General features: G+C 67.1%; 17 protein-coding genes and 2 pseudogenes. 7 read left to right on the forward strand and 12 right to left on the reverse strand.

All coding sequences use genetic code 11. The features are described 5' to 3' along the window. Positions 1–216: 216 nt before the first annotated feature. The 4 genes from ACZ4EF_RS17945 to ACZ4EF_RS17960 all read right to left on the reverse strand — a co-directional run bounded on the left by ACZ4EF_RS17945 (position 217) and on the right by ACZ4EF_RS17960 (position 4290). Entirely contained in the window at positions 217–1083 is an 867-nt protein-coding gene (locus ACZ4EF_RS17945) for a TauD/TfdA dioxygenase family protein (protein ID WP_467505381.1), read from the reverse strand. Positions 1084–1385: 302 nt separating this feature from the next. Beyond that, positions 1386–2141, reverse strand: a complete 756-nt coding sequence (locus ACZ4EF_RS17950) for an ABC transporter ATP-binding protein (RefSeq protein WP_391043497.1) — start codon at positions 2139–2141, stop codon at positions 1386–1388. Positions 2142–2292: 151 nt separating this feature from the next. Next, positions 2293–3372 carry a taurine ABC transporter substrate-binding protein gene (locus ACZ4EF_RS17955; protein WP_355336612.1) on the reverse strand — a complete coding sequence of 360 codons (1080 nt, stop codon included), beginning with the start codon at positions 3370–3372 and terminating at the stop codon, positions 2293–2295. A gap of 156 nt (positions 3373–3528) precedes the next feature. Next, a complete protein-coding gene (locus tag ACZ4EF_RS17960) occupies positions 3529–4290 on the reverse strand; it encodes an ABC transporter permease (protein WP_467505383.1) in 762 nt (253 codons plus the stop codon). Positions 4291–4773: 483 nt separating this feature from the next. Here ACZ4EF_RS17960 and ACZ4EF_RS17965 point away from each other — a divergent pair. Next, positions 4774–4944: pseudogene (locus tag ACZ4EF_RS17965) on the forward strand (LLM class flavin-dependent oxidoreductase); the annotation flags it as partial. Positions 4945–5013: 69 nt separating this feature from the next. Here ACZ4EF_RS17965 and ACZ4EF_RS17970 read toward each other — a convergent pair. Further along, positions 5014–7485, reverse strand: coding sequence for a tetratricopeptide repeat protein (locus tag ACZ4EF_RS17970; RefSeq protein ID WP_467505246.1), 2472 nt, complete (start codon positions 7483–7485; stop codon positions 5014–5016). Between the two features lie 254 nt (positions 7486–7739). Here ACZ4EF_RS17970 and ACZ4EF_RS17975 point away from each other — a divergent pair, with 254 nt between their 5' ends. The 3 genes and pseudogenes from ACZ4EF_RS17975 to ACZ4EF_RS17985 all read left to right on the forward strand — a co-directional run bounded on the left by ACZ4EF_RS17975 (position 7740) and on the right by ACZ4EF_RS17985 (position 8692). Further along, entirely contained in the window at positions 7740–7943 is a 204-nt protein-coding gene (locus ACZ4EF_RS17975; RefSeq protein ID WP_467505248.1) for a hypothetical protein, read from the forward strand. Between the two features lie 173 nt (positions 7944–8116). Continuing rightward, positions 8117–8365 (forward strand): annotated as a pseudogene (locus ACZ4EF_RS17980) (LLM class flavin-dependent oxidoreductase); the annotation flags it as partial. 147 nt (positions 8366–8512) lie between these two features. Beyond that, positions 8513–8692 (forward strand): LIM domain-containing protein, encoded by a 180-nt coding sequence (locus tag ACZ4EF_RS17985; RefSeq protein ID WP_467505385.1) that lies wholly within the window; start codon positions 8513–8515, stop codon positions 8690–8692. Between the two features lie 40 nt (positions 8693–8732). On the opposite strand, the gene ACZ4EF_RS17990 is transcribed toward ACZ4EF_RS17985, so the two are convergent. Further along, positions 8733–10352 carry an endonuclease NucS domain-containing protein gene (locus ACZ4EF_RS17990; RefSeq protein WP_467505250.1) on the reverse strand — a complete coding sequence of 540 codons (1620 nt, stop codon included), beginning with the start codon at positions 10350–10352 and terminating at the stop codon, positions 8733–8735. Positions 10353–10542: 190 nt separating this feature from the next. Next, entirely contained in the window at positions 10543–11670 is a 1128-nt protein-coding gene (locus tag ACZ4EF_RS17995; protein ID WP_467505252.1) for a DUF4062 domain-containing protein, read from the reverse strand. A gap of 66 nt (positions 11671–11736) precedes the next feature. Here ACZ4EF_RS17995 and ACZ4EF_RS18000 point away from each other — a divergent pair, with 66 nt between their 5' ends. Continuing rightward, positions 11737–12210: a hypothetical protein gene (locus ACZ4EF_RS18000; protein ID WP_467505254.1), complete on the forward strand. Its 474-nt coding sequence runs from the start codon at positions 11737–11739 to the stop codon at positions 12208–12210. Between the two features lie 167 nt (positions 12211–12377). Here the strand turns inward: ACZ4EF_RS18000 and ACZ4EF_RS18005 are convergent, their stop codons facing one another. The 4 genes from ACZ4EF_RS18005 to ACZ4EF_RS18020 all read right to left on the reverse strand — a co-directional run bounded on the left by ACZ4EF_RS18005 (position 12378) and on the right by ACZ4EF_RS18020 (position 19974). Continuing rightward, positions 12378–13283, reverse strand: a complete 906-nt coding sequence (locus ACZ4EF_RS18005) for an LLM class flavin-dependent oxidoreductase (RefSeq protein ID WP_467505256.1) — start codon at positions 13281–13283, stop codon at positions 12378–12380. A gap of 78 nt (positions 13284–13361) precedes the next feature. Beyond that, positions 13362–14909, reverse strand: a complete 1548-nt coding sequence (locus ACZ4EF_RS18010) for an HsdM family class I SAM-dependent methyltransferase (protein WP_467505258.1) — start codon at positions 14907–14909, stop codon at positions 13362–13364. Further along, positions 14906–16219, reverse strand: a complete 1314-nt coding sequence (locus ACZ4EF_RS18015) for a restriction endonuclease subunit S (RefSeq protein WP_467505260.1) — start codon at positions 16217–16219, stop codon at positions 14906–14908. Before ACZ4EF_RS18015 ends, ACZ4EF_RS18010 begins: the two co-directional genes overlap by 4 nt. A gap of 158 nt (positions 16220–16377) precedes the next feature. Next, positions 16378–19974, reverse strand: a complete 3597-nt coding sequence (locus tag ACZ4EF_RS18020; RefSeq protein WP_467505262.1) for a DEAD/DEAH box helicase family protein — start codon at positions 19972–19974, stop codon at positions 16378–16380. A gap of 327 nt (positions 19975–20301) precedes the next feature. On the opposite strand from ACZ4EF_RS18020, the gene ACZ4EF_RS18025 reads away from it, so the two are divergent. Together ACZ4EF_RS18025 and ACZ4EF_RS18030 are read left to right on the forward strand one after the other, a co-directional pair. After that, positions 20302–21639, forward strand: coding sequence for a hypothetical protein (locus ACZ4EF_RS18025; protein ID WP_467505264.1), 1338 nt, complete (start codon positions 20302–20304; stop codon positions 21637–21639). Between the two features lie 18 nt (positions 21640–21657). Then, entirely contained in the window at positions 21658–22365 is a 708-nt protein-coding gene (locus ACZ4EF_RS18030) for a 2'-5' RNA ligase family protein (protein WP_401851838.1), read from the forward strand. Here the strand turns inward: ACZ4EF_RS18030 and ACZ4EF_RS18035 are convergent. Continuing rightward, a complete protein-coding gene (locus ACZ4EF_RS18035; protein WP_467505266.1) occupies positions 22355–22822 on the reverse strand; it encodes an ATP-binding protein in 468 nt (155 codons plus the stop codon). The genes ACZ4EF_RS18030 and ACZ4EF_RS18035 overlap by 11 nt on opposite strands. Between the last annotated feature and the right edge of the window lie 177 nt (positions 22823–22999).

The raw sequence follows: 22999 nt of genomic DNA on the forward strand, positions 1-22999 counted from the left end.
TCGCGCCCGGGCCCTGAGGCACCGTGTGATGCGTGCGCCCGACAGGGGCGGACCGATGCCTACAGCCGATGTCTACATGTGATGTCTACACCTGATGATAAGCAGAGGTGATCGGCGTGATCAGCCCCGCCCCCGGGGTCCGGGGCCCGGGGGCGGGGGGCGGGGCGGGTTTGGTGCGGGCGGCGCGGGCCGGAGCGGACTTCCCGGTGCCGCCCGTCAGCCCACGGCTCCGGTTCCTGCTCCTACTCCTGCGACGGGGCCGACCGGCGTGTCCCCGCTCAACGTGATGCGGTGCATGACGCGGTGCTGGTCGCCGTAGTCGCGGTTGGCGTAGTGGGCGGTGCTGCGGTTGTCCCACAGGGCCACGTCACCGGCGCTCCACCGGTGGCGTACGAGGTGCTCGGGCTTGGTGAGGTGGGCGTAGAGGATGTCGAGCAGCCCCCGGCTCTCGTGGTCCGACACCCCGAGAACGTGCGAGGTGAAGCCCGGGTTGACGAAGAGCCCCTTGCGCCCGCTCTCGGGGTGCACCCGCACCACGGGGTGCTCCACCGGCTTCAGCTCGGTGTACTCCTCTCCCTCCCACACGTTCCCGCGGCCCTTCCTGCGCTGGGCCAGGTAGTACCCGAACTCGCGGGTGCCGTCGTGCACCGCCGTCAGCGAGTCGGCCCACGCCCGCAGCCCCGGCGACAGCGACTCGTAGGCGAGCTGGCTGTCGGCCCATGTCGTGTCGCCGCCGTTGGGCGGCAGCAGCACCGCGCGCAGTACGGAGATCGCCGGCGGGCGCCGTACGAACGTCACGTCCGTGTGCCAGACGTCCGCGAAGCCGTTGTCCTGGCTGTCGACGGCGTACACCTCGGGGGCCACGTCGCCGGAGTCGTGGATCGGGTGCCCGGTGGTGACCTCGCCCAGGCGGCGGCCGAACTCGATCTGCGCCGCGTCGTCGATGTCCTGGCCCCGGACGAAGAGCACCTTGTGCTCCACGAGGGCCGCCCTGATCGCGGTGACCTGGTCGTCGTCCAGCCGGCCGAGGTCGATGCCGTGGATCTCTGCGCCGAAGCGCGGGCCGAGCGGGGTGATCGGCAGACGGGACGCCGTTGACGACGGGGTCGCCCTCGGCGACGGGGACGACGGGGACGGCGTTGAGGACGGGGTCGCCCGTGACGACGGGGACGGCGTTGAGGACGGGGACGGCCTTGACGACGTCGTCGGACGGTCGGCGTCGGTTACGGCGGGCTGCTCGCTGGTGATGCTCACCTGTGGTTCCTCCTCTGTCGCGGATGGTGTGGGTGTCGCGGGTGCCGCGGGTGTCGCGGGTATCGCGGATGTCGTCGATACGGAGCGCGGGTGTCGTGGATGGAGAGGTCGTGAGGACCGGGGACCAGGGATCAGGCCGCCGCGGCCTTCACGGTGTGCGCGACCCGGGCGCGCAGCTCGGCGAATTCCTCGCTGTCGCGCAGCGCGTCGGCGTCGATGTCGCCGCGCGGCAGCGGGATCGGCAGGTCGAGGGCCACGGTGCCCGGCCCCTTGGTCAGCACCACGATGCGGGTGCCGAGGAAGACCGCCTCGTCCGCCGAGTGCGTGACGAAGACGGTGGTCCGCCCGGTCTGCGCGGTCACCAGGCGTACGTCCTCCTGGAGCCGTTCGCGGGTCAGCGCGTCGAGCGCCGCGAACGGCTCGTCCAGCAGGAACAGCGGGTGGTCGGCGGCCAGGGCGCGGGCGATGGCGACGCGCTGCTGCTGGCCGCCGGAGATCTCCCAGATCCGCCGCTTCTCGGTGCCCTCCAGGCCGACGCGCGCGAGGAGTTCCGCACGGCGCCGGGGCCACTGGTCCCGGTCGACCCCGGCGTAGCGCAGGGCCAGGTCGATGTTGCCCTTCACCGTGCGCCACGGGAAGAGCCGGGGCTGCTGGAACACCACGCCGGCCGCCTTGCCGGGCAGCGGCTCGACGCCCGACACCCGTACCGAGCCGTGGGCGGGCCGCTCGAATCCGGCGATCAGCCGCAGCAGCGTGCTCTTGCCGCAGCCGGACGCGCCGACGAGCACCAGGAACTCGCCCGCGGGCACGGTCAGATCGACCGGTCCCACGGCGGTGACCGCCTCCTCGCCCTTGCCGTACCGGTGGGTGACGCGGTCGAGCGCGATGACCCCGGCGGCGGGTGTGGCGTCGGCACGGTTGGTGTCGGAGCGGGGGGCGTCGGAGCGGGTGGTGTCGGCACGAGTGGCGTCGGCAGCCGCGGCAGCCTCGGGCCCGGTGGTCTTGTCGGCCGTCCGGCCAACGGTCCCGCTCGCCGTCTCACTTGAGGACATCGGGCAGCCCCTTCAGATACAGCGCCTTGCCGACGACGTCCTCGGACGGCGCGGCGTCGATCTGCTTCTGGTCGGCCAGGAACCGGGCGGTGCCGGTGAGATACGTCGCGAGCTTGCCCGGCTGCCCCTCCGTACCCAGCCACGCGGCGGAGGCGACCTCGTCGGGGGTGAGGAACACGCCCTGCGCGAGTTGCTTCCTGGCGTCGTCCGCGCTGATGTTCAGCTCGGCGGAGACGGCCTTGACCGTGCCCTCGGGGTCGGACTTGAGCAGCCCGAGCGCCTGCGCCTGCGCCTTGCGCCACACGTCGATCGCGTGCGGGTCCTTGGCGATCAGCGCGTCCGAGACCACGGCCAGGTCCAGCGTCGGCTTGCCGCCCGCGCTGATCTCCTTGCTGCTGATCAACTGCGTTCCGGTCTTGCGCAGTTCGTCCAGGGTTGGCAGCCACACATACGCGGCGTCGATGTCCCCCCGCTGCCACGCGGCGAGGATCGCCTGCGGCTGGAGGTCGACGAGCTTGACGTCCGACGCCTTGAGGCCCGCCGCGTCCAGCGCCGCCAGCAGGCTGTAGTGCGAGGTGGAGGCGAACGGCGTCGCGACCGTCTTCCCCTTGAGACCGGCCACATCGGATATGCCGGTGCTCTTGCGGGCCACCAACGCCTCGTTCTCGCCCGCGACATCGAGGATGAACGCGGCCTTGTACGGGATCGGCGAGGAGCCGGAGATCCCGCGCGCGAAGGGGCTGGAGCCGAGGGCGCCGATGTCGAGGGACTTGCCCAGGAACGCCTGGTTGACGCTGGCGCCCGAGTCGAACTTGATCCAGGTGATCTTGTAGTCCGGCAGCGCCTTCTCCAGCAGCTTGTGGTTCTTCACGAGCAAGTCGCCGCTGGGGAAGGCGAAGTAGCCGATGCGCAGCCGCTTGGAACCGCCGGACGAGCTGCCGCCGTCCGAGCCGCAGGCGGTGAGGGCGACGGAGGCCGCGGCGGCCAGCGCACCGCCGAGCAGCAGGCGGCGCGAGGGTCCTTGGGCGGCGGTGCCGACGGGAACTCGGTGCTTCCAGGCAGACATGGGGAGCCGTTTCTGTGCGAGGAGGGGACGGGCGGGGCGAAGGGCGTACGGGGTACCGGTTGCGGGTTGCGGGTTACGGGGGCCCGGAGCCGCGGGCTGCTCGCTGCTGGCTGCGAGGGACCGGGCCACGGACGGGGGCGGGCGGGCGGCCGGGAACTAGGAACGGCCGCGCCACGGCACGACGCTGCGCTCCAGCCACAGCAGCAGACCGTCGATGACGAGCCCCGAGACGCCGATGGTGAAGATGCCGACGAGCACCACCGGCGTGTTGTTGTAGTTGGCGGCGTCCTTGACCATGCCGCCGATGCCGGGCAGCCCGTTGACCAGCTCGGCGGCGACGAGGGAGGAGTACGTGACCCCGACCGCCAGCCGGACGCCGGTGAGGATCTCCGGCAGCGCCGACGGGGCGATGACGTCCCGCATGACGTCCCACCGCGACCCGCCGAGCGCGTGGGCCGCTTCGACAAGGCCGCGCGGCGCGGCGGCGACGGCCGCGGTGGTCGACACCGCCACGGGCGGGAAGGCGGCGATGGCCAGCAGGGTGATCTTCGGTTCCTCGTTGATGCCCAGCCAGATGATCAGCAGGGAGAAGTACGCCAGCGGCGGCAGCGTCCGCAGGAAGGTGATCCAGGGCTCGAACAGCGAGCGCACCCAGCCGACCGTGCCCATGAGCAGGCCGAACAGCACTCCGAGGGCGATGCCGATACCGCCGCCGATCGCGATGCGGCGCAGGCTGATGGCCAAGTGGTCGATGAGAGTGGTGCCGTTGTAGCCCCGCACGCCGTCGTGGGTCGTGGACACGTCGATGAACGCGTCCCACACCTTGGCGGGGGGCGGCACCAGCGTCTCGCTCCACTTCCCGCTCGCCGCCAGCAGTTGCCACAGCACGAGGAAGAGCAGGAGCGAGCCGAGCGGCAGCGCGAGACGGCGTACGCGCGCCCAGACGCCCTTCGCGCGAGGACGGCCGCGCCCCGGCGGCTCGGCCGGATCGGTCGGCTCGTCGGATATCGCGGCGGGACCGGCTTCTGGCAGGCGTGAGGTGGCGGACAACGGACTGCCTCCATGGGGGTGCCAGGGCAGGCGCGGTCGACGTCAAGCGACAGCGGCGACTGTCCCCGAGCGAGAGCAGAAGGGGAAAAGGGCAGAGCCGAACGCCCCACGACGGGGTGGGCTCAACGAAGTTCGGGAAAGGGGCCGCGCCGGGTCGAGGACCGAACGGCGGGCGGCGTCAGAGACGCGTGATCAGCGACAACACGAAACCGGGCGTCGGCACAGGTCGATGACCAGGCGTCGCACCAAAAGATCGTGATTCATGGGTCATATTTGTACAGCAGACCCGTCCCCGCACCAAGAGTCCGTCCACCCTCTGGTACAAACCCCTCCGCCCCGCCCCCCCCTGACGCGCCCGGCCTGGGGTTCGGGACCGCCTATACGTATGACCATCTGTCCTGGCGGAGCTTCCGGGACAAGCCGTGGTACGGCGCGGTGCCGACCCTGACCGCCGCCGCGGTCACCGCCCGGATGCGCCTGGGCACCCTGGTGACGTCGGCCAAGCCGCGTTCATGCATCACGAGCTGACCTTGGACTATTCGTCATCTGGGCACACCCGGACCGACGATCGGATGATCCGCAGAGAGCAACCTAATGCCGCACCACATACCGGAACCCGTAGAAGGTGATGCGCTCCAGTTCGTCGTATTGGCCGTCCAGGACCGATTCGTGCAGGGCGCGTTCCCATAGGGTGACGTCCGCGCCCCGGCAGCCTGTGATGTGCTCGGTTGCGGTCTCCTGGAGAAGCGACGGGATCTTGGTTGCCTCGGGTCGGCCCTGGGCCGCGTACGCCTCCTGCGCCTGCCGAAGCGCCGCAGTACCTGCTGCCGTGTCTCCCCGGACGAGGTGGGCACGGCCCAGAGTGAGCAGAGCGCCAGCCGCGACGACGGGGTCGCCGCCGTCTTCGGACAGCGCGAGCGCGCGGATCGCGCAGTCCAGGGCCGGTTCGGCGTAGCACTTGGGACAGACGGCGAGATAGAGAGCGGCGAGATCGGTCAGGATGATGAGCTGGCTGACCCGGTCCCCGCGTTCGAGGGCGATCCGCAGTGCATGGCACAAGTGCCAGATACCGCAGTTTCCATAGGTCACCGCGTTCCAGTCCATGAGGGTGAGCGCGAGGTTCACGTGCGCGTTCTGCTGTGTGTCGGTGCGGCTGCCGCGGGCACCGTGGCGGCTGGTGCTCAGCACGGAGAGCGCCGTCACCAATGTGTCGGCGGCCTCGGAGTGCCGACCGAGCTTGCGCTGTGCGTCGCCTAGGGCGACGAGCGCCTGAACCGCTCCCAGCTCGTCTCCTTGGGAGCGGCAGATGTCCAGGTCGGCCCGGTGGTTGGACGCGGCGTCGTAGTACCGGCCCAGCTGGAACTGGACGAGGCCCAGGTTGTGCAGCGCCCTGCCCCGGACGAGCTCATTCGGTGCGAGCAGCGCCGCGCGTTCCAGGTGGGGCAGCGCCTCGGCGGACCGATGATCCGCCCGGTAGGCGTTGCCGAGGTTCGAGGACGCCATGGCGAACTCGTACGCGCTCAGGTTGTGCGCCGCCTCCAGGGTCGCTTCGGCGGCGGCGGTCCACTCCCGGCCTAGTCTGCGGAACTCCCAGTACGTCGACATGTCGTTGGCCAGGTGCACCGCTTCGCGACGCCGGCCGTGTTCGCAGGCTGCCACCACAACCGCGGCGACAGCGCGGTGTTCGGTGTCCAGCCACTCGACCGCCTGACGCCGGTCCTTCGCGCGGCCCGTGTCCCGGGAGACGCTGCGGCAGGTCGCCGGGACGCGCCGCCTGTAGTGGTGCAGCATCCGGTCCAGAGCGGCCTCGTACTCCCCGGGCGCCACCTGTTCGGCCGCGTACAGGCGCAGGAGGTCGTGCGTGTCCCAGCGGCTGTCCGGCCGTCTGCGCAGCAGGTGGCGCCGGACCAGGTCTGCCAGCAGGCGATAGGTGTCCTGGGCGCTGCGGTCGAGACCGATGGCGGCCGTTTCCTGGCCGATGTCCGGGCCGGGCAGGGCGCCGATCAGTCGGAAAGCGCGTTGGGATGCGTCGGCGAGCCGGTCGAAGGACAGGTCGAACGCGGCGCGCACGGCCAGCGGACGGCCGTCGGCATCCACGTCGTCATAGCTGAGCAGGCCGAGCCGGGCGTGCGCCTGGGAGAGGGCCTCGGCCTGGGCGGCGAGTGAATGGTAGGGGTCGTCGCGCAGTTGTGCGGCGGTGATGCGCAGCGCCAGAGGCAGGAAACCGCACAGCTCGGCGATCCGGCGGGCGGCGCCGGGCTCGGCCGTCACCCGGTCGTCGGCGGGGCACGCCTGGCGCAGTGCACGATCCAGCATCAGGACCGACTCCTGCTCGGACAGCGAGTCGAGCCGGACGACACGGGCCGACGGGAGCGCCGAAAGCGTGTCGCGGGACGTGACGAGCAGCCGGTGCGGAGGATGAGGTACCAGTCCTGTCAGCTGCTTCGCGGACACGGCGTTGTCCAGCACCATCAGCACCGGCGGCCGTCCGGCGAGCAGGGAGCGCAAGGCCCCGGCCCGCTCCCTCGCCGGCGGCGGCGCCGCACGTCGACCCAGATCGCGCAGCAAGACCGCAGCGGCCCCAGCGGCGTCGAGGGAGGCATCCGGGCTGAAGCCGAGCAGGTCGACGAACAGCACCCCGCCGGAAAACCAGCCCGCCCGGCGGGCCCGGTCGGCGACGTGAACTGCCAGCGTGGTCTTGCCGATACCCGCCATGCCGGCGGCGACGAGCACAACCTCCGCCGGAGCGCCCGGCTCGAGCAAACCGAGGAGTTCGCTCACCTGGGCATCGCGCCCGGTGAAGTCCGCGATGTCTGCGGGCAGCGTCCGTGGGCTCACCGGCTTCCTGGGCGCGCCGGGTGGTTTCTTCCGGGGCCGACCGCCGCGCTTCTCGGCCGCCCGCTGATCGTTGGCATTCCTCAGCAGTTGGCTCCACGCGCCCTCGCTGCGCTTGGTGACCTGCGCGCCCCGCTCAGCGGCCATCTGCTGCAGCACGCCCACGAGCGTGAGGAAGACCGGCGAGCCGGACTTGGGCAGGCTCTGCCCGAGCAGCCAGGGATTCACCGTGGACAAACTGACACGATCGCCGAGCGCCTCGGTGCACCGCCTCACCAGCGCCTCCCGAGGAGGGCTGCCCGCCACTGCGTAGAGGCGCGCCACTTCGGCCAGAAGCCGCCCCGCCAGGTCCTCCGTCCCCGGTAATCGGGTTCCGCCCACACCCGCCTCCGGAAAACTCGGCTCACCGCAGTTGACCAGACTATTAGCGCTTCCCGCCCGCCCTCGCGCGTTGCCGGAAACCCGCCGTGGACCGGATAAAGATGCCTCCGCCCAACGACCACCCGGAGGCAGCCGTGCACTCGTCCCTGATCCCCCTGATCCCCCTGATCACCGTCCTCACCGGCGCCGCCCACGCCACGACCATCGCGATCGCTGCACTCACCTCGCTGGGCGCCCGCACCCCGCACCGCCGCCGCGACGCACGCAAGACCCTTCGCTTGCTGCTCCGGATACCCCGCCGGTAGCGGCGGGTCGGCGCTCCCGAGGGAAGAGGCTCGCGGCCGCCGAGGCCACTGGATACGACGACATGCCCAGAGGCCGTCGGGCAGCGACGAGTAGCAGACCCGCCCTGCAAGTGCTCCGCTACGAGGCACGCGGGAGGGCCGGGGGGGCTCCGGCCGGCCGTAAGCTCCCGAGCATGAGCTTGCGTTTGAGTGTTGTGATTCTGCCGATCTACCGCTGGGCCGCCGAGGGGCGGGAGGTGTGGCGGCGGGCCGAGGATCTGGGGTTCGGGACCGCCTATACGTATGACCATCTGTCCTGGCGGAGCTTCCGGGACAAGCCGTGGTACGGCGCGGTGCCGACGCTGACCGCTGCCGCCGCGGTCACCGGCCGGATGCGCCTGGGCACCCTGGTGACGTCGGTCAAGCCGCGTTCACGCATCACGGCCTGACCTGCATGAACGGCACCCAAGGTTAGAAGAAGCGATGTCCACCTCTCTGGGAATCACAACCTGCTGGACACATCCTGGGCTGCCGGCTTGCTACCGTGCTGGGACTGGGACGCGGCGGAGTTGGCGTGAGGAGAGAACGTGATGACAGTCATCTGCGAGGGGTGCGACGAACCGATCGAGAAGGACGGCAGTCGCGTCGACTTTAATGGGGAAGACTGGCACGAAGCCTGCTTTGAGGTCAGCGGTGGGCCGTCGTACTGCTGCGGAATCATGTACGACAACGGCGAGGACACTTGTCAGAGTTGTGGCGATCCGCTCTAACCGCTCGAGCTAGGTCAGCACGGACCAGCTCCGGCGAGAGCTAGACGACATGAATGACGGCGCGGTACTCCCGGGCTACCAGCTCTACTTCCTGGGAATGCCTGTTGAGGTACTGCCCAATTGAGACGATCTCCCCATCGGCCGCAATGCTTGCGTACGCCTGCGCGTACCCGCGAGGGTCCGTGTCCGAGGAGTAGGCGCGAGCACCCTGATCTTGGTGTATCCAGATACGGTGCTCGTCGGCCACCGTCGCCTCGGACCCAACGAGTCCGATCTTCTCCAGGAGCACGTAGTGCAGCCCCAGGAGATCCAAGAGCTCTCGGTCACGTTCCCACACGGTCCCCGCATACATGTTGCTCACCAGGAACAGCGGATCGCGGTACACGAGCCGTACCGCATCAGGCAACGGCATGCCTTGGCCGTTCCAGCACAGGGCGCCACGCACCGAGTGCCGTAGCCCGTGGCGGGGTACGGCCTCGCCCATGACCATGGGCAGTAGATTCTCCAGGCCATCTGGCCACCCATGGATGATTGTTTGCAGGAGGTCACAGGGGTTGTAGACGTGCAGTCCGACATCTCCCTCACCGACCTTCGGGCCCATTTCGTCAAGCCAGCCGGCCACCAGTGACTCCCACTCGTGGTTACCGGCCAGGCTCTGCCGAGCCTCCTGCCGGAATGCCTTCCAACGGCTGGCTACCTGCGGGCTAGCGGTGCCCGTGTACAGGATCTGGCTGTCTCCTCGTTCGTCTCCAGTAAGGAAGCGGAACAGGTCTTGCTCTTCGAAGGCGGCCGTGACGTCGTAGGCGCCGGTGCCTCGGAAGCCTTGGATGGCCCAGTTGGGGTCGTCGCGGAGATTCTTCAACAGCCCTGGCCGTGCGGACTCCATGTTCATTCCACGCAGCTTGCTGCGCGCAAGACGGTTGCAGATCTCACAGAGGGCCAGGTACTCCGCCTGATGTTCGTCAGCGAACGGCTCAGGCCCGTCGTAACCACCCAGGAGATCCGTTGCGGCGAGTTCCTCGTTCACCCGGCCGACCGCCAGGTACAGGCCGAAAGGCGCCGGAATGTAGTGCTTCTCCGCTACCCGGTCCAGATCCGCCGCCAACAGGTCGAGCGCCCCCAGCTCGTCCGCGACCTTGCTGATGATCCTCCAGCCCTGCTCACGCTGTTCCTCCGTGGCGAAGAAGAACAGGTTGTGGATGGGGGTGATGCGGGGTTCGAACGCCCGGGGCAGAAGATCCACCCGCTCAGTCCCGGTGGGGGCGCCGTTCCTGTCCAGGAGCAGCTGGTACCCGCGAAGATCATGACTCCAGTCACGCGCGGCGTGACTGACGGCGATCAGGAGCTCCTCCCAGTCATCCGGCATGGCAACGATCACTGCACGGATGCGGTCCGGCGCGAGATTCTTCTCCCGGCAGAGAAGCTCCGTGTACTTGTTGACCTCGTGCAGGGCTTGCCGCGCGCTGGACCGGGACCGCTTCAGCTCGATGACCACCCACATCTGATGGCGATCACGGGCCAGGATGTCGATACTGCCCCTGGTGCCGTGTGCGTTGGGCAGCGGGTACTCCTCGAGCTGGACCGGACGGAGCCCCGGCTCGATCAGCTCCAGGTTCCGCACGAGCGCGTTGCGTAGAGCGTTTTCAAGAGGCGGTCGCATGGCCGTAGGCTAAACCGTAGGACCGACAACGGCCTTACGGCCAGGCATGATTGGCGGTATTGCGCCCGTGGTCCGGTCTCCGAAGGGACCTCGGAGTCCGTCGGCCTCAGCCTCGCTAGACCGACTCGTGCAACCTGGCATACCGCAGAGACCATGAACCGTCAGCCCCACTGACACCACGCTTTGAACGTCAGTAGGCCGGCAGTTGCGCAAACAGCAGTCGGGAGAGGTCGCCGGCGACTTCGTCGGCGCCATTGTCCAGAGCTGCCAGGCTGACCGACTCATCCGGTTCGGTGCGTAGTACGCCGGCCGGACGGCCGGAGTTCAATGGTTGCATGCGATTCCGCGAGCGACGTGGGTCAAAGGTGTCGACGCTGACCCCCTCTGACGGCACACCGACTGCTACGACGACATGCCCATCCTGGATGATGCCCAAGGCTCCTGTCATTCGCAGCATTTCAGCGACCTGCTTCGGTAGAACTTCACGATCCAGGATCGATCCCATCCCGTCCTTTGGAAGCGTAGCCCTGGTGGAGATCTGGCCAGTCCTGTAGAGCCGCACTTCCTTGATCTCTCCGGCCTGGGACTTGTCCCAGGCTAGACGCCGTTCGTTTCCGATGCCGATACTGACAGCCACGTGATCCGTACCTCTGGAAGAGCTGAGTGCGGCGTCATTCTTGATGTATTCGGTCCCGCGCACCCGGTTCACCAACGAGTCGACGGACCGCTCCATTTCGCGAGCAGAATATCCGGGGTGATCCACAGGTAGCGTGTGGAGTTCCAGCAAAGAGCCTTGGGGGCTAGTAACCGGATGCGCTCCGTTGTCGTTCGCAATCCAGTGCAAGGTAGGTTTCTGGGTCAACCTTTTGAACTCGAGGGAAGACGGCTGCGACTCCAACTCGCGCAGCATCTGTGTGACCTTAGTAAGAAGGTCGACGCTGTTGGAGAAAGAGCCCCGGAACACGCCCGTAGCGTACGCTTCAACGCTACGCGTGAACTTGTGCTGATCTGGCTCGAACGTCACCCCGGCTTTCCGGTAAACGAGGCGTCGCATCCCCTTCTTCTGTGCGTGCACCCACTCGTCATGAGTGGCCGACTGCCCAGTCTCCGGGAACACATGACCGTAGTAGGGGCCCAGAAGGAGCAGGTATACATCTGCAGACTCCAGCGCGGCCAGGCACGCCTCTCTGCTGGGCGTGGCCTGGGCTGAGAAGTCCTCGAAGCGCACTGGCGTATGACCCAGCGCACTGATCAATCCGTGGAGGGAGTCTCGCTCTTCCTCCAGGCCCTTCCGCACGCTGCTGATGAAGACTCTCACGCTACGGTGTCTCCACTGGTAGAGGTTCGCCTGTGAACCAGGGCGGTCTCTGTACATGGTATCCGGATGCGTGTGGGGGCGGAGTTGATGGCCGGGATCTCAGAAGAGGCGATACGCGCTTACTGGAAGGAGCATCGGGAGCAGTTACGCCAGTGCGAGACCCAGCGCTCGATGTTGACGAACCTCCTGCTCGTCATCACAGCCGCTTTGAGCGCACTGATCGTGCAACAGCACTTCTCGCTGTACGTCACGCCCCTTTGTATTTTTGTCGTATTAATTGGGGTCTATGGTGCAGTGGCTGTATCGAAGTACTACGAGCGTGCCTCCTACCACCTGTCTCAGGCGCGAGCTCTGACCAGGGACCTAGTAGAGCGTGGAGTATTGGGCACTGACGAGAGGCTGGTGCAGGCGCGAGCGGATCACTACCTGGTCTTCCCCCGGATGCATCGCATCCGACTTCATCGGCTCTGGGTGATCCTGCACTTCAGCATCATGCTTTACGGACTGTCGTTGCTGTCCATATGCGTGGCCAAAGCCTGACTCGGTAATGACCAGGGATGCGCTGAGGTGAGTTCACGCGGTGGAGCGTGCTCCGCTTGTTGACCTAAGTTCACGAGTGGCCTGAGTGTTCGTCAGTCCGCTTGCCATGATCTATTCAGCGACTCACCCGCCGCCTCAGCCCGTACGACCGTGTCGTATGTCACCGATCAGGTGAGCTGGCCGGGGGCTTCGGTGGCGATGCTTTCGAAGGTGGCGTGGTCGTAGGCGAAGTCCGGCGAGTTGGGGATGGGCCAGTGGATGACGATCTCGGTGATGCCGGCTTCGGCGTGGCGGCCGGCGAAGTCCACAAAGGCGTCGACGGATTCGAACGGGGTTGCGCGGTCTGGGGTGAAGCCGGTGAGGAGGATCTTGGGGACGCTGTCGGGGTCGCGGGCGGCTTCGCGCAGGGCGGTGGAGAGGCGGTCGATCTGGCCGCGGACGGCGTCCAGGGACTCCTTGGCGGTGCCGGTCTCGTACAGAGCGGGGTCGCCAGTGGTCACCCACGCCTGGCCGTACTTCGCGGCGAGCTTCATGCCGCGCGGGCCGGTGGCGGCGACGGCGAATGGCAGGCGCGGAGACTGCACGCAGCCGGGGACGTTGCGGGCACCGACGGCTGAGTAGGAGTTGCCGTTAAAGGTGATGTCGCCCTGGAGCAGCAACCGGTCGAGGAGTTCCACGAACTCGGCGAAGCGGTCGGCGCGCTCCCTCGGCGTCCAAGGCTGCTGCCCGAGCACGACGGCGTCGAATCCGGTCCCGCCGGCCCCGATCCCGAGCGTCACCCGGCCGCCGCTGACGTCGTCGAGCGTCATCAACTCCTTGGCGAACGGCACGGGATGCCGGAAGTTAGGTGACGTAACGAGGGTTCCCAGCCGGATGCTGTCGGTCACACCGGCAGCGGCGGTCAGCGTCGGGATCGCCCCGAACCACGTCCGATCCCGGAAAGGCACCCGCCACGACAGGTGGTCGTAGGTGTAGGCGGCGTGGAAGCCCAGTTCCTCGGCTCCTTGCCACACCTTCCGCCCCTCGGCCCAGGGGTAGATGGGCAGGATCACGGTGCTCAGACGCAGACTCATGCCCGGGAGCTTACGGCTGCCTCATGGTGCCTGGCTGTGCATCGTGCTGCTGGGCGGGTCGCTCGACAGGAAGAACTGTCACTCGTCGATGGGCGACGCCGCTTCTTCGGTGTGTCCAGCCCTCGCCTGCTGAAGTGTCTCGGCGATGGCGGCAAACTCGTCCAGCGCGGCCTGGAGGTCTTCGACGATTTCGGCGGCCAGGACCTCGGGGGCGGGGAGGTTGTCGGCGTCGTCAAGGCTCGGGTCGCGGAGCCATGTGATGTCGAGGTTCGCCTTGTCGCGGGCGATCAGCTCGTCGTATGTGTACGCCTTGAACCGCTCGGTCTCTACGCGCTTGGAGCGGTCGTCATCGGGGCGGTAGCACTGCACAAAGTCCTCAAGGTGGGCCCGGGTGAGGGGAGTCTGCTTGAGAGTGAAGTGCTGGGCAGTACGGAGGTCGTAGACCCACAGCTTCTCGGTCCACGGCTGGTGGGGGCGAGCAGGCTTGCGCTCGAAGAACAGCACGTTCGCCTTGACGCCGCCCGCGTAAAAAATGCCGGTAGGCAGACGGAGCAGGGTGTGCACGTCGTACTCGTTGAGCAGGCGTCGGCGAATGGTCTCACCTGCGCCGCCCTCGAAGAGCACATTGTCTGGGACGACGACCGCAGCCCGGCCGTGGATCTCCAGCAGGGAGGCAATGTGCTGAACGAAATTGAGCTGCTTGTTGGTCGTGGTGACCCAGAAATCACGTCGCTCGTAGGCGATCGCCTCACGAGCGGCGGAGCCGTCGTCCCCGTACACAGTGATGGACGACTTCTTACCGAAGGGCGGATTGGCCAGGATCAGACTCGCCCGCTTGTCTGGCGGGGCGGCGAGGGCGTCCCGGGTGCGGACGAGGGCAGGTCCGGTGGGGTGGCCGATGCCGTGCAGGAAGAGGTTCATCGCGGCGAGGCGTGCGGTGTTGCGGACGAGTTCGGTGCCCCAGATGCCGCCGCTGCTGAGGTGTTGGCGCTGCTCTGGGGTGAGTCGGTTCCCGTACTCCTGGAAGATGTACTCGGCGGCAGACAGCAGGAAGCCTGCGGTACCGCAGGCGGGGTCAGTGATCGTGTCGTCTGGCGTCGGGCGTACGCAGTCGGTGATCGCCTGGATCAGCGGGCGTGGGGTGAAGTACTGGCCCGCACCGGACTTGACGTCCTCCGCGCCTCGGGATAGCAACTCCTCGTAGGCATCACCCTTGATGTCGGTCTTCTGACCCGACCACTCTTCCTTGTCGATCAGGTCCTTGACCAGGCGCTTGAGCTTGGCTGGGTCGTGGATGCGGTTCCGCGCTCCGTTGAAGATCAGGTGGAAGGTCGTGTCCTTGCGCTGATTGCCAAGATCTTCGAGAAGTGCGGCATACGCCATTTCGAGTGCGGCACCGTTGTTCTTCAGCAGCTCGGGCCACCCCCTGTTCTCCCATACCGGGCCCTCGGGCATGATCTGCTCGCGGAACATCGGCGGACGGGACTGCGCCTCGTGGGCCATCTTCAGGAACACGAGAAGTGTCAACTGCTCGACGTAGTCGATCGTAGAAACGCCGTCATCTCGGAGGACGTGGCAGTAGCTCCAGAGCTTGTCGACGAGCCGACGGGCCTCGGTCGTGGTCACGAGGGAAACTCCAAGTCGAGGGTGGGCTGGGCGGCGGAGGCTAGTGCAGGAGAATCGGTTGGAGGTGGTGCGGGTGTTTTCGGCGCCATTCCGGTGTCGGATTTGCGCCTGCGCTGTTCGGGCGTGTGTCGGAAGCTCTGATGCCGGGCCGTGGTCGCTCCCGCAGCTTCGTGCTCGGCCTGGATATGAGCGAGCAGCGTGTCTGCGGGCTCATTGGCCGGATCCTGGCGGACGAGGCGGCCGGCGAATGCTTCGGCAAGCAGGGAGCGACGGAGGATGGCACCTCGACGCTTACTGATCGACACGGTACGAGTGAGATGCCCGGCCTGTCGCTCAATAGTTGACCACTGATCGCATAGTGCCCGTTGGGTCGGCAGGTCTGGCAAAGGGATTTGAATTGTGCCAAGAATTCTCTGATTAACCTTGTGGATACCCGCTGTGGTATGTGCCTGGCTCTCAATCTGGTGCCTCACGGCCAGTGACGACCAAATGATGCGCAGAAAGTCAGGCAGAATCTTCGTGAGGTCGGGGCGCGCTCGAATCATGGTGTCAGGGTAGGCGACTGGAATTGGAGTATCAGCGACAAGCGACCCGCGGCCGACTAGAGAAACCGAACCATTGCCGCGAGAAATGAGGAAGTCGCCCTGTTGAACAAGGAATGGTTCTGCTTCGTTCTCCTCCCAGTCACCTTCTTTGTGTTGGCTAAGGTCAACGTGCGTGTCGGATAGGGCAGTGAGACGAAGTACAGGGAACCCGCTCGCTCGCGTCGGAACTGATCGCCCATTCGTTAGACCAGAAGCCAATACATCGCGCAGTTGGACTGGTTCGTGGGCCGACGTCATCCTGTGTAGCATCGCTTGGAGGTATCGTTCGATGCGGCGTATGCTGATCTCAAGTATTCCGTCGGCCGCAGTGAGGCGCGAAAGCTGCTCATCGAGCGCTGCTACAATGCGCGACTGCTCTTCCAGCGGCGGAACTGGAATCTTGATCTTTTTGAGTTCACCTCCGGAAATTCCCACTTGTCCCGCAGTGGTCTTCGCGTGCTGACGGACGCGAGCGCGAGTCTCATGCCAAGAGAACGCGTACGCCACAAAATCCGGCAGTACCACTTTTCGGTTGACTCGTACTCGGATAAGCTTGTCCGGGTAGGTCAGTATTGATGCGGCTTCGGGAACGGAAGCGCATGCGCCCACCAACTCTGCATTGCCGTTATAACGAGTAAAGAGTAGGTCCCCGGGCAGTACCAGACTGTCCCCGCTGCGGAGTTCTTCGGCAGACTGGCCGCTGTACCGGAGATCACTCAGGTCCAAGCGGAGAGGCCTGACTGCGCCGATGCGCAAGATAGGAACACCGTTAGGCTCAATACCCGGGCGAGAGACGAAGATACCGTTCCTGACGGACTCAGAGAATTCGTTTAGCGTCGCCCAAGCCCATCCCGTCGGCAACTCCGAAAGAATTCCGCCCTCGCTCACGCACCCAGCTCCCGTCCCATCTCATCCAAGATCTCAGCGGCGCGCTCGACTCCGAAGTCCCGCAGGAAGCCGTCCACGCCGCCGCGCTCGATGAAGGGTACGTCCTTGAGGTGGTCCGGCTCGATCGCCGCGTCGGTCGCGATCACGTCCACGATCCGGTCGAACCACCACGCCTGGTCCGACGTGAAGGCTGCGCCAGCTTGCTCCTGCTGGGCCCGCCATGCGGCGTACCGTTCCTCCACTAGAGCGCGGTAAGGACGTACTTCCTGGTCGAGCCCCAGCTCGTACCGCAGAAGCCCGATCAGGTCGACCACGCCGGCCGTGCCCCTCGGCCGCGCGCTCGCCTTGCCCAGCTGCACGTACGCGTCGTACAGCCGTGACGGTGTCCACTGGAACGGGGGACGCTCGATGCGGCGGGCGAGGTCGCGGAGGCGGCGGTAGACCTCCTTCGGGTCGCGGCGCTCGCTGAAGGCGATGTTGAACGCGGCGATCTCATCTTGGTGGTCCTTCAAGTACTGCTGCCAGGAGGTCACGCGGCGGATGGCCAGCTCGTCAGCCGTGATGCCGCGGGCCTCCAGTACGTCGTCCACGCTCACCTCGTCGATGACGATGTCGTGGGCCCGACGCATCGACATCAGCCTGTCGCGGAGCTCGCTGTTGGACGCGACCGGCTTCAGGGCTTCGAGCATGTCCTGGCGAATCTGCTCCTGGCCGCCGATACGGCGGGCCCGCTCCTGCTGGTCCGGGTCGACCGAGCGGACCAGGCCACCGACAATCTCCTGGAGCGGCTGGCCGGCGAGCTCTTCGATCTCCGTGCGCTCGTCGGGAGTGAGCTGGCGGTCGAGCCGGGCCAAGCGGCCCGCCAGCGTGGCGACCTCGTCCTCGGTCAGGGCGAGGCCGGCGGTCTTGGCCATCAGCCGGTCCAACGGGATCTTCCGCTCCGAGATGCGGTTGAGCGGGCGCGCGTCCACTCGGGGCGAGTCCGTGACGCCCACCGCGTCGACGATCACGAACCGTTCCTTCACTTCGGCATCAGGAGTGACCGCCTGAAACTCCGCCGCGTCGATGGTCCGCGAACCACGGCCCTTCATCTGCTCGAAGTAGGCCCAGCTCTTCACGTCGCGCAGGAAGAAGACGCACTCCAGCGGCGGGATGTCCGTCCCCGTAGCGATCATGTCCACTGTCACGGCGATGCGCAGTTCGGGGCTGTTGCGGAATGCCTTGATCAGCTCGGCCGGTCGCTTCGCCGCATGCGTGATCTTCGTACAGAAGTCGTCACCTCCGCTTTCGCCGAAGACCAGCCGCACCATCTGGACGATCTCGTCGGCGTGGTTGTCGTCCACGGCGAAGATCAGCGTCTTGGGTACGTGAGTACGGGCACGCTGCGCGTCTCCCTCGCCCAGCGGCGGGAAGATGTCCGTGAACAAATGCTTGCGGAAGGTCTCGATGACGGATTTCAGTTGCCCCTTGCTGATCACCTGTCGGCCCAGCTGGGACGCCTTCCACTCCAGGTCCTCCTCCAGTTCCTGGTAGCGCTCCCGCCGCGTCTTCCGCTCGCGCATGGGCACGACCGTTTCCGCGGGGATCGTGCCGCCGTTCTCGCCGAGCTCCGTACGGATGCGGAAGACGTCGAAGTCCACGTTGACACCGTCGGCGACGGCTTCCTCGTACGGGTACTCGCTGACCAGGTTCTGGAAGAAGAAACCGAAGGTTTGCGCGATGGGTGTGGCGGTCAGGCCGACGAGGTGGGCGTCGAAATACTCCAGTACCGCGCGCCACTTGCCGTAGATGGAGCGGTGACATTCGTCGATGACGATCATGTCGAAGGACTCCGGCGGCAAGTCCGGGTTGTAGCCGACCTCCACCGGTTCTTTGACGAGGTCGTAGCGGTCCAGGGCTTCTGTGTTGTCGTCGGCGCTCGGCACGGGGCGACCGGTCAGGGCGAGCCACATCCGTTGCACGGTGGAGACCACTACGTGCGCGGAGCCGAGGACGGTGTCTCCTCCGAGGCGCTGCACGACGTACAGCTCGGTGAATTTGCGACCGTCGTCCGGTGTGTCGTAGTTGTCGTACTCCGTGACGGCCTGGGTCCCGAGGTTGTTGCGGTCCACGAGGAACAGCACACGCTTGGCGCCTGCGTGCTTGAGCATTCGGTAGCTCTCACTGACCACCGTGCAGGTCTTGCCGGCGCCGGTCGCCATCTGGATCAGGGCGCGCGGGTCGTCCTTGGCCAGCGAGCGCTCCAGGCCGACGATCGCCTTCTCCTGCGCCGGTCGCAGCGGGCCGGGGTCGAGGAAGGTCTGCGGCAGGCGACGCATCCGGCCGCGCAAGGTGGGTGCGGAGGGGTCGGCCTCGGCTTCCTCGATCCAGCGCGCGATCGTGTCCGGACGGTGGACCGCGAAGACGTCCCGCGTGCGCGGAGTGGGGTCGAGCGCGTTGTGGAAACGGACGGTGTTGCCGTCTGCGACGTAGCGGAAGGGCAGGCTGGCCCGCCACGCGCTGAGCTGCTGGCTGCGCGTGAGACCGGTGGCGTACCGTGCGGCCTGATGCATGGCGGCCTCCAGGTCGGCGCCTTCCCGTTTCGCCTCTATAACGCCCGCCAGTCGCTGGTCGACGTAAAGGAGGTAGTCGGCGCGGCCAGCGGCTGTGGACACCTCGCGGACTGCGACGCCCCGACCAGCGAAGAGGTTCTTGGCGCTGTCGTCCTGGACGATCCAGCCCGCCTTCTCCAGGATCCGGTCGAGTTCCGTGCGTACCTGGGCCTCACTCATGGGCGGGCGAGCGGCCTTCTGGGCGTGCGCGATGAACTCGTCCCGCTTCGAGGCCCCGCCCAGCGGCTCGGCGACTGTTCGGTATTCCAGAGCTGGAGCCGTCAGCTCGGTGATCTGGTCGCTGAGTTCGGCGACCACGTCGTGCAGGGCGGCGCGCTCTGCTTCCGCCTTTGCGAGTTCGGCCTCAGCCTGCACCCGGGCTGCCTGCTCACGCTCCAGCCTGCTCTGCCGGCCGTCGTAGTTGAGCCGTGCCTCCTCCAGACGCCGGCGGTAGGCGTCGAGTTCGGTCCGGAGCTGTTCCAGCTCCTGTTGCTCGGCGGCGGTGACGGGTACGGGTGCGGCGGAGGGCGGCGCGGGCGCCAGGAAGACCCGGTGCGTGGTGTCCGAAGGAGTGAGGGAACGGTGCAGCCAGTCGCCGAGCCGGAAGCAAGCCTCCACGGCTTGGAGTGCGGCGCGAACGTTCGCGTAGTACTCGTGCATGGCCCGGTTGCCCGTGGTCCGGATCGCCTCGAACCAGGCGCGTACCTGAGGCACGAGAACACCGGCGCTGGTCAGAGCGTTGATCCGGTCGTACTGCTTGTTGCTGGGCACGGTGACGTTGACCAGCGTGAGCAGATGGCGGGCCATGACCTCGCCGAAGAGGCGGGACTTCATCATGGCCGCATGCGGGTCGGTGTGGATGTAAGACTCCGCCGCACAGCCCAGCGTCACCAGCAGAGGATCGTGCCCGATGAGGCAGCCGAAGTTGGCTGAGCTCGCCGCCAGCGAGGCGACCTTCTCCCCTTCGTCACCCTGTCCGAAGTTGGCCGACGACGTCACCATGCTGTTCCCCCAGCACCTCATTCGATGAGCAAAGCCTTACAGACTCTCATGGGAGGAACTCGTGGGCAAGGTACGGGCGTGGGTCAGTTTCGGTTACTCGGACCTGGGTCCACAGTTAGGACCTCACTCCGTGAGGTCCTAAGACCAGCTGCCCCACGCACTGGGCCGAGCGCTTGTACGGTTGTCTACCGCTGATTGCGATCAGCGTGCTACCTAGTGTTATGAGCGCTCGTCTCCCGTACTACACCATGCTTGTGACGGGTTCTGCTCTGAGGTCTCGCGTTCGCGTCGACCGCAAGTCTCCAATCCAAGGAGGAGGGCGCCCACATGCCGAGGGACACTCTGTTCCGGCGGAAGCTGCAGCAGCGGCACCTCACTGTGTATGAGGCGTTCGTCGCGCAGTTCCAGCGGGCCGCAAGGGAGTTGGCTGATCGCGAGGGCGATCCCCGGTTGGGGTCGCTCACGGTCTCGGCGCGGCAGTTCGATCGCTGGATGGGCGGGGAGTTGAGGGGGCTGCCGCACCCTGGGGCGTGTCGGGTGCTGGAGCGCATGCTCGGCAGCCGTGCCGATGAGCTGTTCGCCGGCTTACCTGGCGACGCGGCGAGCAGCAGGCCCTCCCTCGCCGCGATACCCCGACCGGCCGAGACGCACCCCGCAGTCCGCGACGACGAAGAGAGCGTCGTGGAGATCGTCGCCCGCACCCGGCAGCTCACGGCCAGCAACGCCGACGACCGCACGATCGCCTTCCTCGGCTCGTCGCTGGACGGCATTGTCGCGCGGTACGACCGCGAAGGGCCGAAGCCCCTCCGTGGGCAGGCGCGCTCGCTGCGGCAGCTCATACACACCCTCCTGGACGGCCACCAGCCGCCGCGCGTCCGGCAGGAGTTGTTCCGGCTAGCCGCGCGGGCCGCCGGCCTGCTGGGGTACATGGCCGTCAACCTGGGCGACTTCGTGCTTGCCGAGGCGTACGCGACGGAGGCGCAGGACCTCAGTCGGGCGATTGATGACATCGAGACCGAGGTATGGGCGCGGGGGACGCTGTCCTTCAGTTACTACTACGCGGGCCGATACGCAGCGGCGGACGCCTGCGCCGAGGCTGCGGTGGCTATGGCCCCCGGCAGTGCGCAGGCGATCCGGCTCCTGGTCAACGGCCGGGCACGCGCGCTCGGGAAGATGGGCGACCGCATGGCCGTGGAGCGGGCGATCGGCCAGGCGTTGGAGCTCTCGGCGCTGCACGACGTCGCGGCCGGGCTCACCCCGTGCATCTCCTTCGAGCCCTACGGGTATGCCCGCACAGTGGCGAACGCCGTCACGGCTCAGCTGTCCGCGGGCCAGGTCGAGGAGGTGCTCGCCACGGCTGAGCGGATCGATGACCTCGTGGAGGACTCGGACCCGTGGAGCCGTTCCCTCGTCCGACTCGACGTCGCCACGGCCCTGTTGCGGCAGCGTACGCCGGATGTCGACCGGGCGATGTCGCTGGGTCGGGAAGCACTGGCCTTCTGCTGTGATGCGCCGATCAGGTCGGTGTGGCAGCGGACTCGGGACCTCTACGACCAGGCCCGCGAATGGCAGGACCACCTGGCCGTAAGGGAGTATGGGGACGAACTCCGTACGTGGAGCTCCCAGCCCGCAGTTCTGGCGATGTCGCGTGCCGGGGCCTTGTAATCCGAAGGAGAACGCCGGGTGCATCTGCTCGCGTCCGACCCCGCCACGTTCCCGGTGGAGCCTCCCGGCGATCTGAACGACGCCCAGGCCATCACGGTCCACGACTGGGCCGCTTTCGACGCGCTCGACGAGATGACTGACCACTGGTCGCGGCCCGGCTGGTCGGACGGCACTCGGGCCTACTACTGGCTGCTCGCGTTCCGCGGCGTTCCAGAGCTCGACGACCTCGCACTCCGCTGCCAAGAGATCCTGTCGCCGCTCGGTCTTGACCCGGTCCCCGCTGACGGATTGCACGTGACACTGGTCAGAGTGGGTTCCCCCGACACCGTCGATTCCGTGCAGCTACGCCGACTCGCCGAGACAACTCGGACCAGGCTGCCTCGACGCTTCACTCTGCGAGCAGCTCCACTGGCGGGCTCACGGGGAGCGGTGCGGCTGACGCTCAGCCCATGGGAACCGCTGGTGAACCTGCATGCCGCGCTCGTCGCAGCCAACACCACGGTCGGTCTGCCGGTGAGGAAAACAACCGCCCGTTTCCGACCGCACCTCAGCCTCGCGTACAACAACCGCCGACGGGACGCCGCCCCCGTCATCGAGACGGTGGCCTCGCTGCGTTCCCTGCAAGCCGTCGAGCTCAGTGTCGCCAACGTGCAGCTCGTGGAGCTGCGCAGGTGCGGGGCGGAGTACCGGTGGGAGGTCCTGGAAAGCCTCCCGTTCACGGAGTAGGAGTTCGCCGGCCGTTGCCCAGGGCCATGACGGCCACGACCGCTTTCCCCCGGTCCGCGGACCGGACGAACCATTTCTCCGCGAGGACCTCAACGAGGTAGAGCCCGCGTCCGCTCTCCAACAGCTCACTTCCGCGAGTCGCTTCGGGTACGCGCACGGCTTCGGCATTCCGCCCAGCGTCGTGGACCCACACGACCGCCGTTTCCTCGTACACGTCCAGGTCCATCCGCACCGGGCCGCCGGGCGTGTGCTGGAGGGCGTTGGTGACCAGTTCGCACGCGACGACCACGGCGTCATCGATCTGCGGCTCCGGAGCACGCCCGCTGAGCGCTCGACGGACGAGGTCTCGCGCGAGACCTTGCGGCTCGTCGCAGGTGAGCAGTTCCAGGCGGTGGTGCTGGACGAGCCCGTCGCCGAGGTCATCGGTTGTGACGCGTCCAACTGTGGATCCAGGCACGGTCTCGTCTCGCTTCCGGTAGCACCGGTCGGGGCGTTCCAGCGTGCTACCCGAGGCCCGGCGTGCCCACGTCGGCGGTACGCCGTCCTGGCGCCATTTCGGTGTGCGGAAACGGCGTAGGAACGACGGCTCGACGGCGTACCGGCGCGCAACGCCGTCCGCGACCTTCTTCGTAGG

The sequence above is a fragment of the Streptomyces sp. NPDC025721 genome (assembly GCF_055558595.1).

Bases quoted from the DNA above. Each gene is read 5' to 3' on its own strand.
- ACZ4EF_RS18000 (WP_467505254.1), top strand. From the start codon at position 11,737: ATGCGTGTGGGGGCGGAGTTGATGGCCGGGATCTCAGAAGAGGCGATA.
- ACZ4EF_RS18005 (WP_467505256.1), bottom strand. From the start codon at position 13,283: ATGAGTCTGCGTCTGAGCACCGTGATCCTGCCCATCTACCCCTGGGCC.
- ACZ4EF_RS17955 (WP_355336612.1), bottom strand. From the start codon at position 3,372: ATGTCTGCCTGGAAGCACCGAGTTCCCGTCGGCACCGCCGCCCAAGGA.
- ACZ4EF_RS17975 (WP_467505248.1), top strand. From the start codon at position 7,740: ATGCCTCCGCCCAACGACCACCCGGAGGCAGCCGTGCACTCGTCCCTG.
- ACZ4EF_RS17985 (WP_467505385.1), top strand. From the start codon at position 8,513: ATGACAGTCATCTGCGAGGGGTGCGACGAACCGATCGAGAAGGACGGC.
- ACZ4EF_RS18020 (WP_467505262.1), bottom strand. From the start codon at position 19,974: ATGGTGACGTCGTCGGCCAACTTCGGACAGGGTGACGAAGGGGAGAAG.
- ACZ4EF_RS18025 (WP_467505264.1), top strand. From the start codon at position 20,302: ATGCCGAGGGACACTCTGTTCCGGCGGAAGCTGCAGCAGCGGCACCTC.
- ACZ4EF_RS17990 (WP_467505250.1), bottom strand. From the start codon at position 10,352: ATGCGACCGCCTCTTGAAAACGCTCTACGCAACGCGCTCGTGCGGAAC.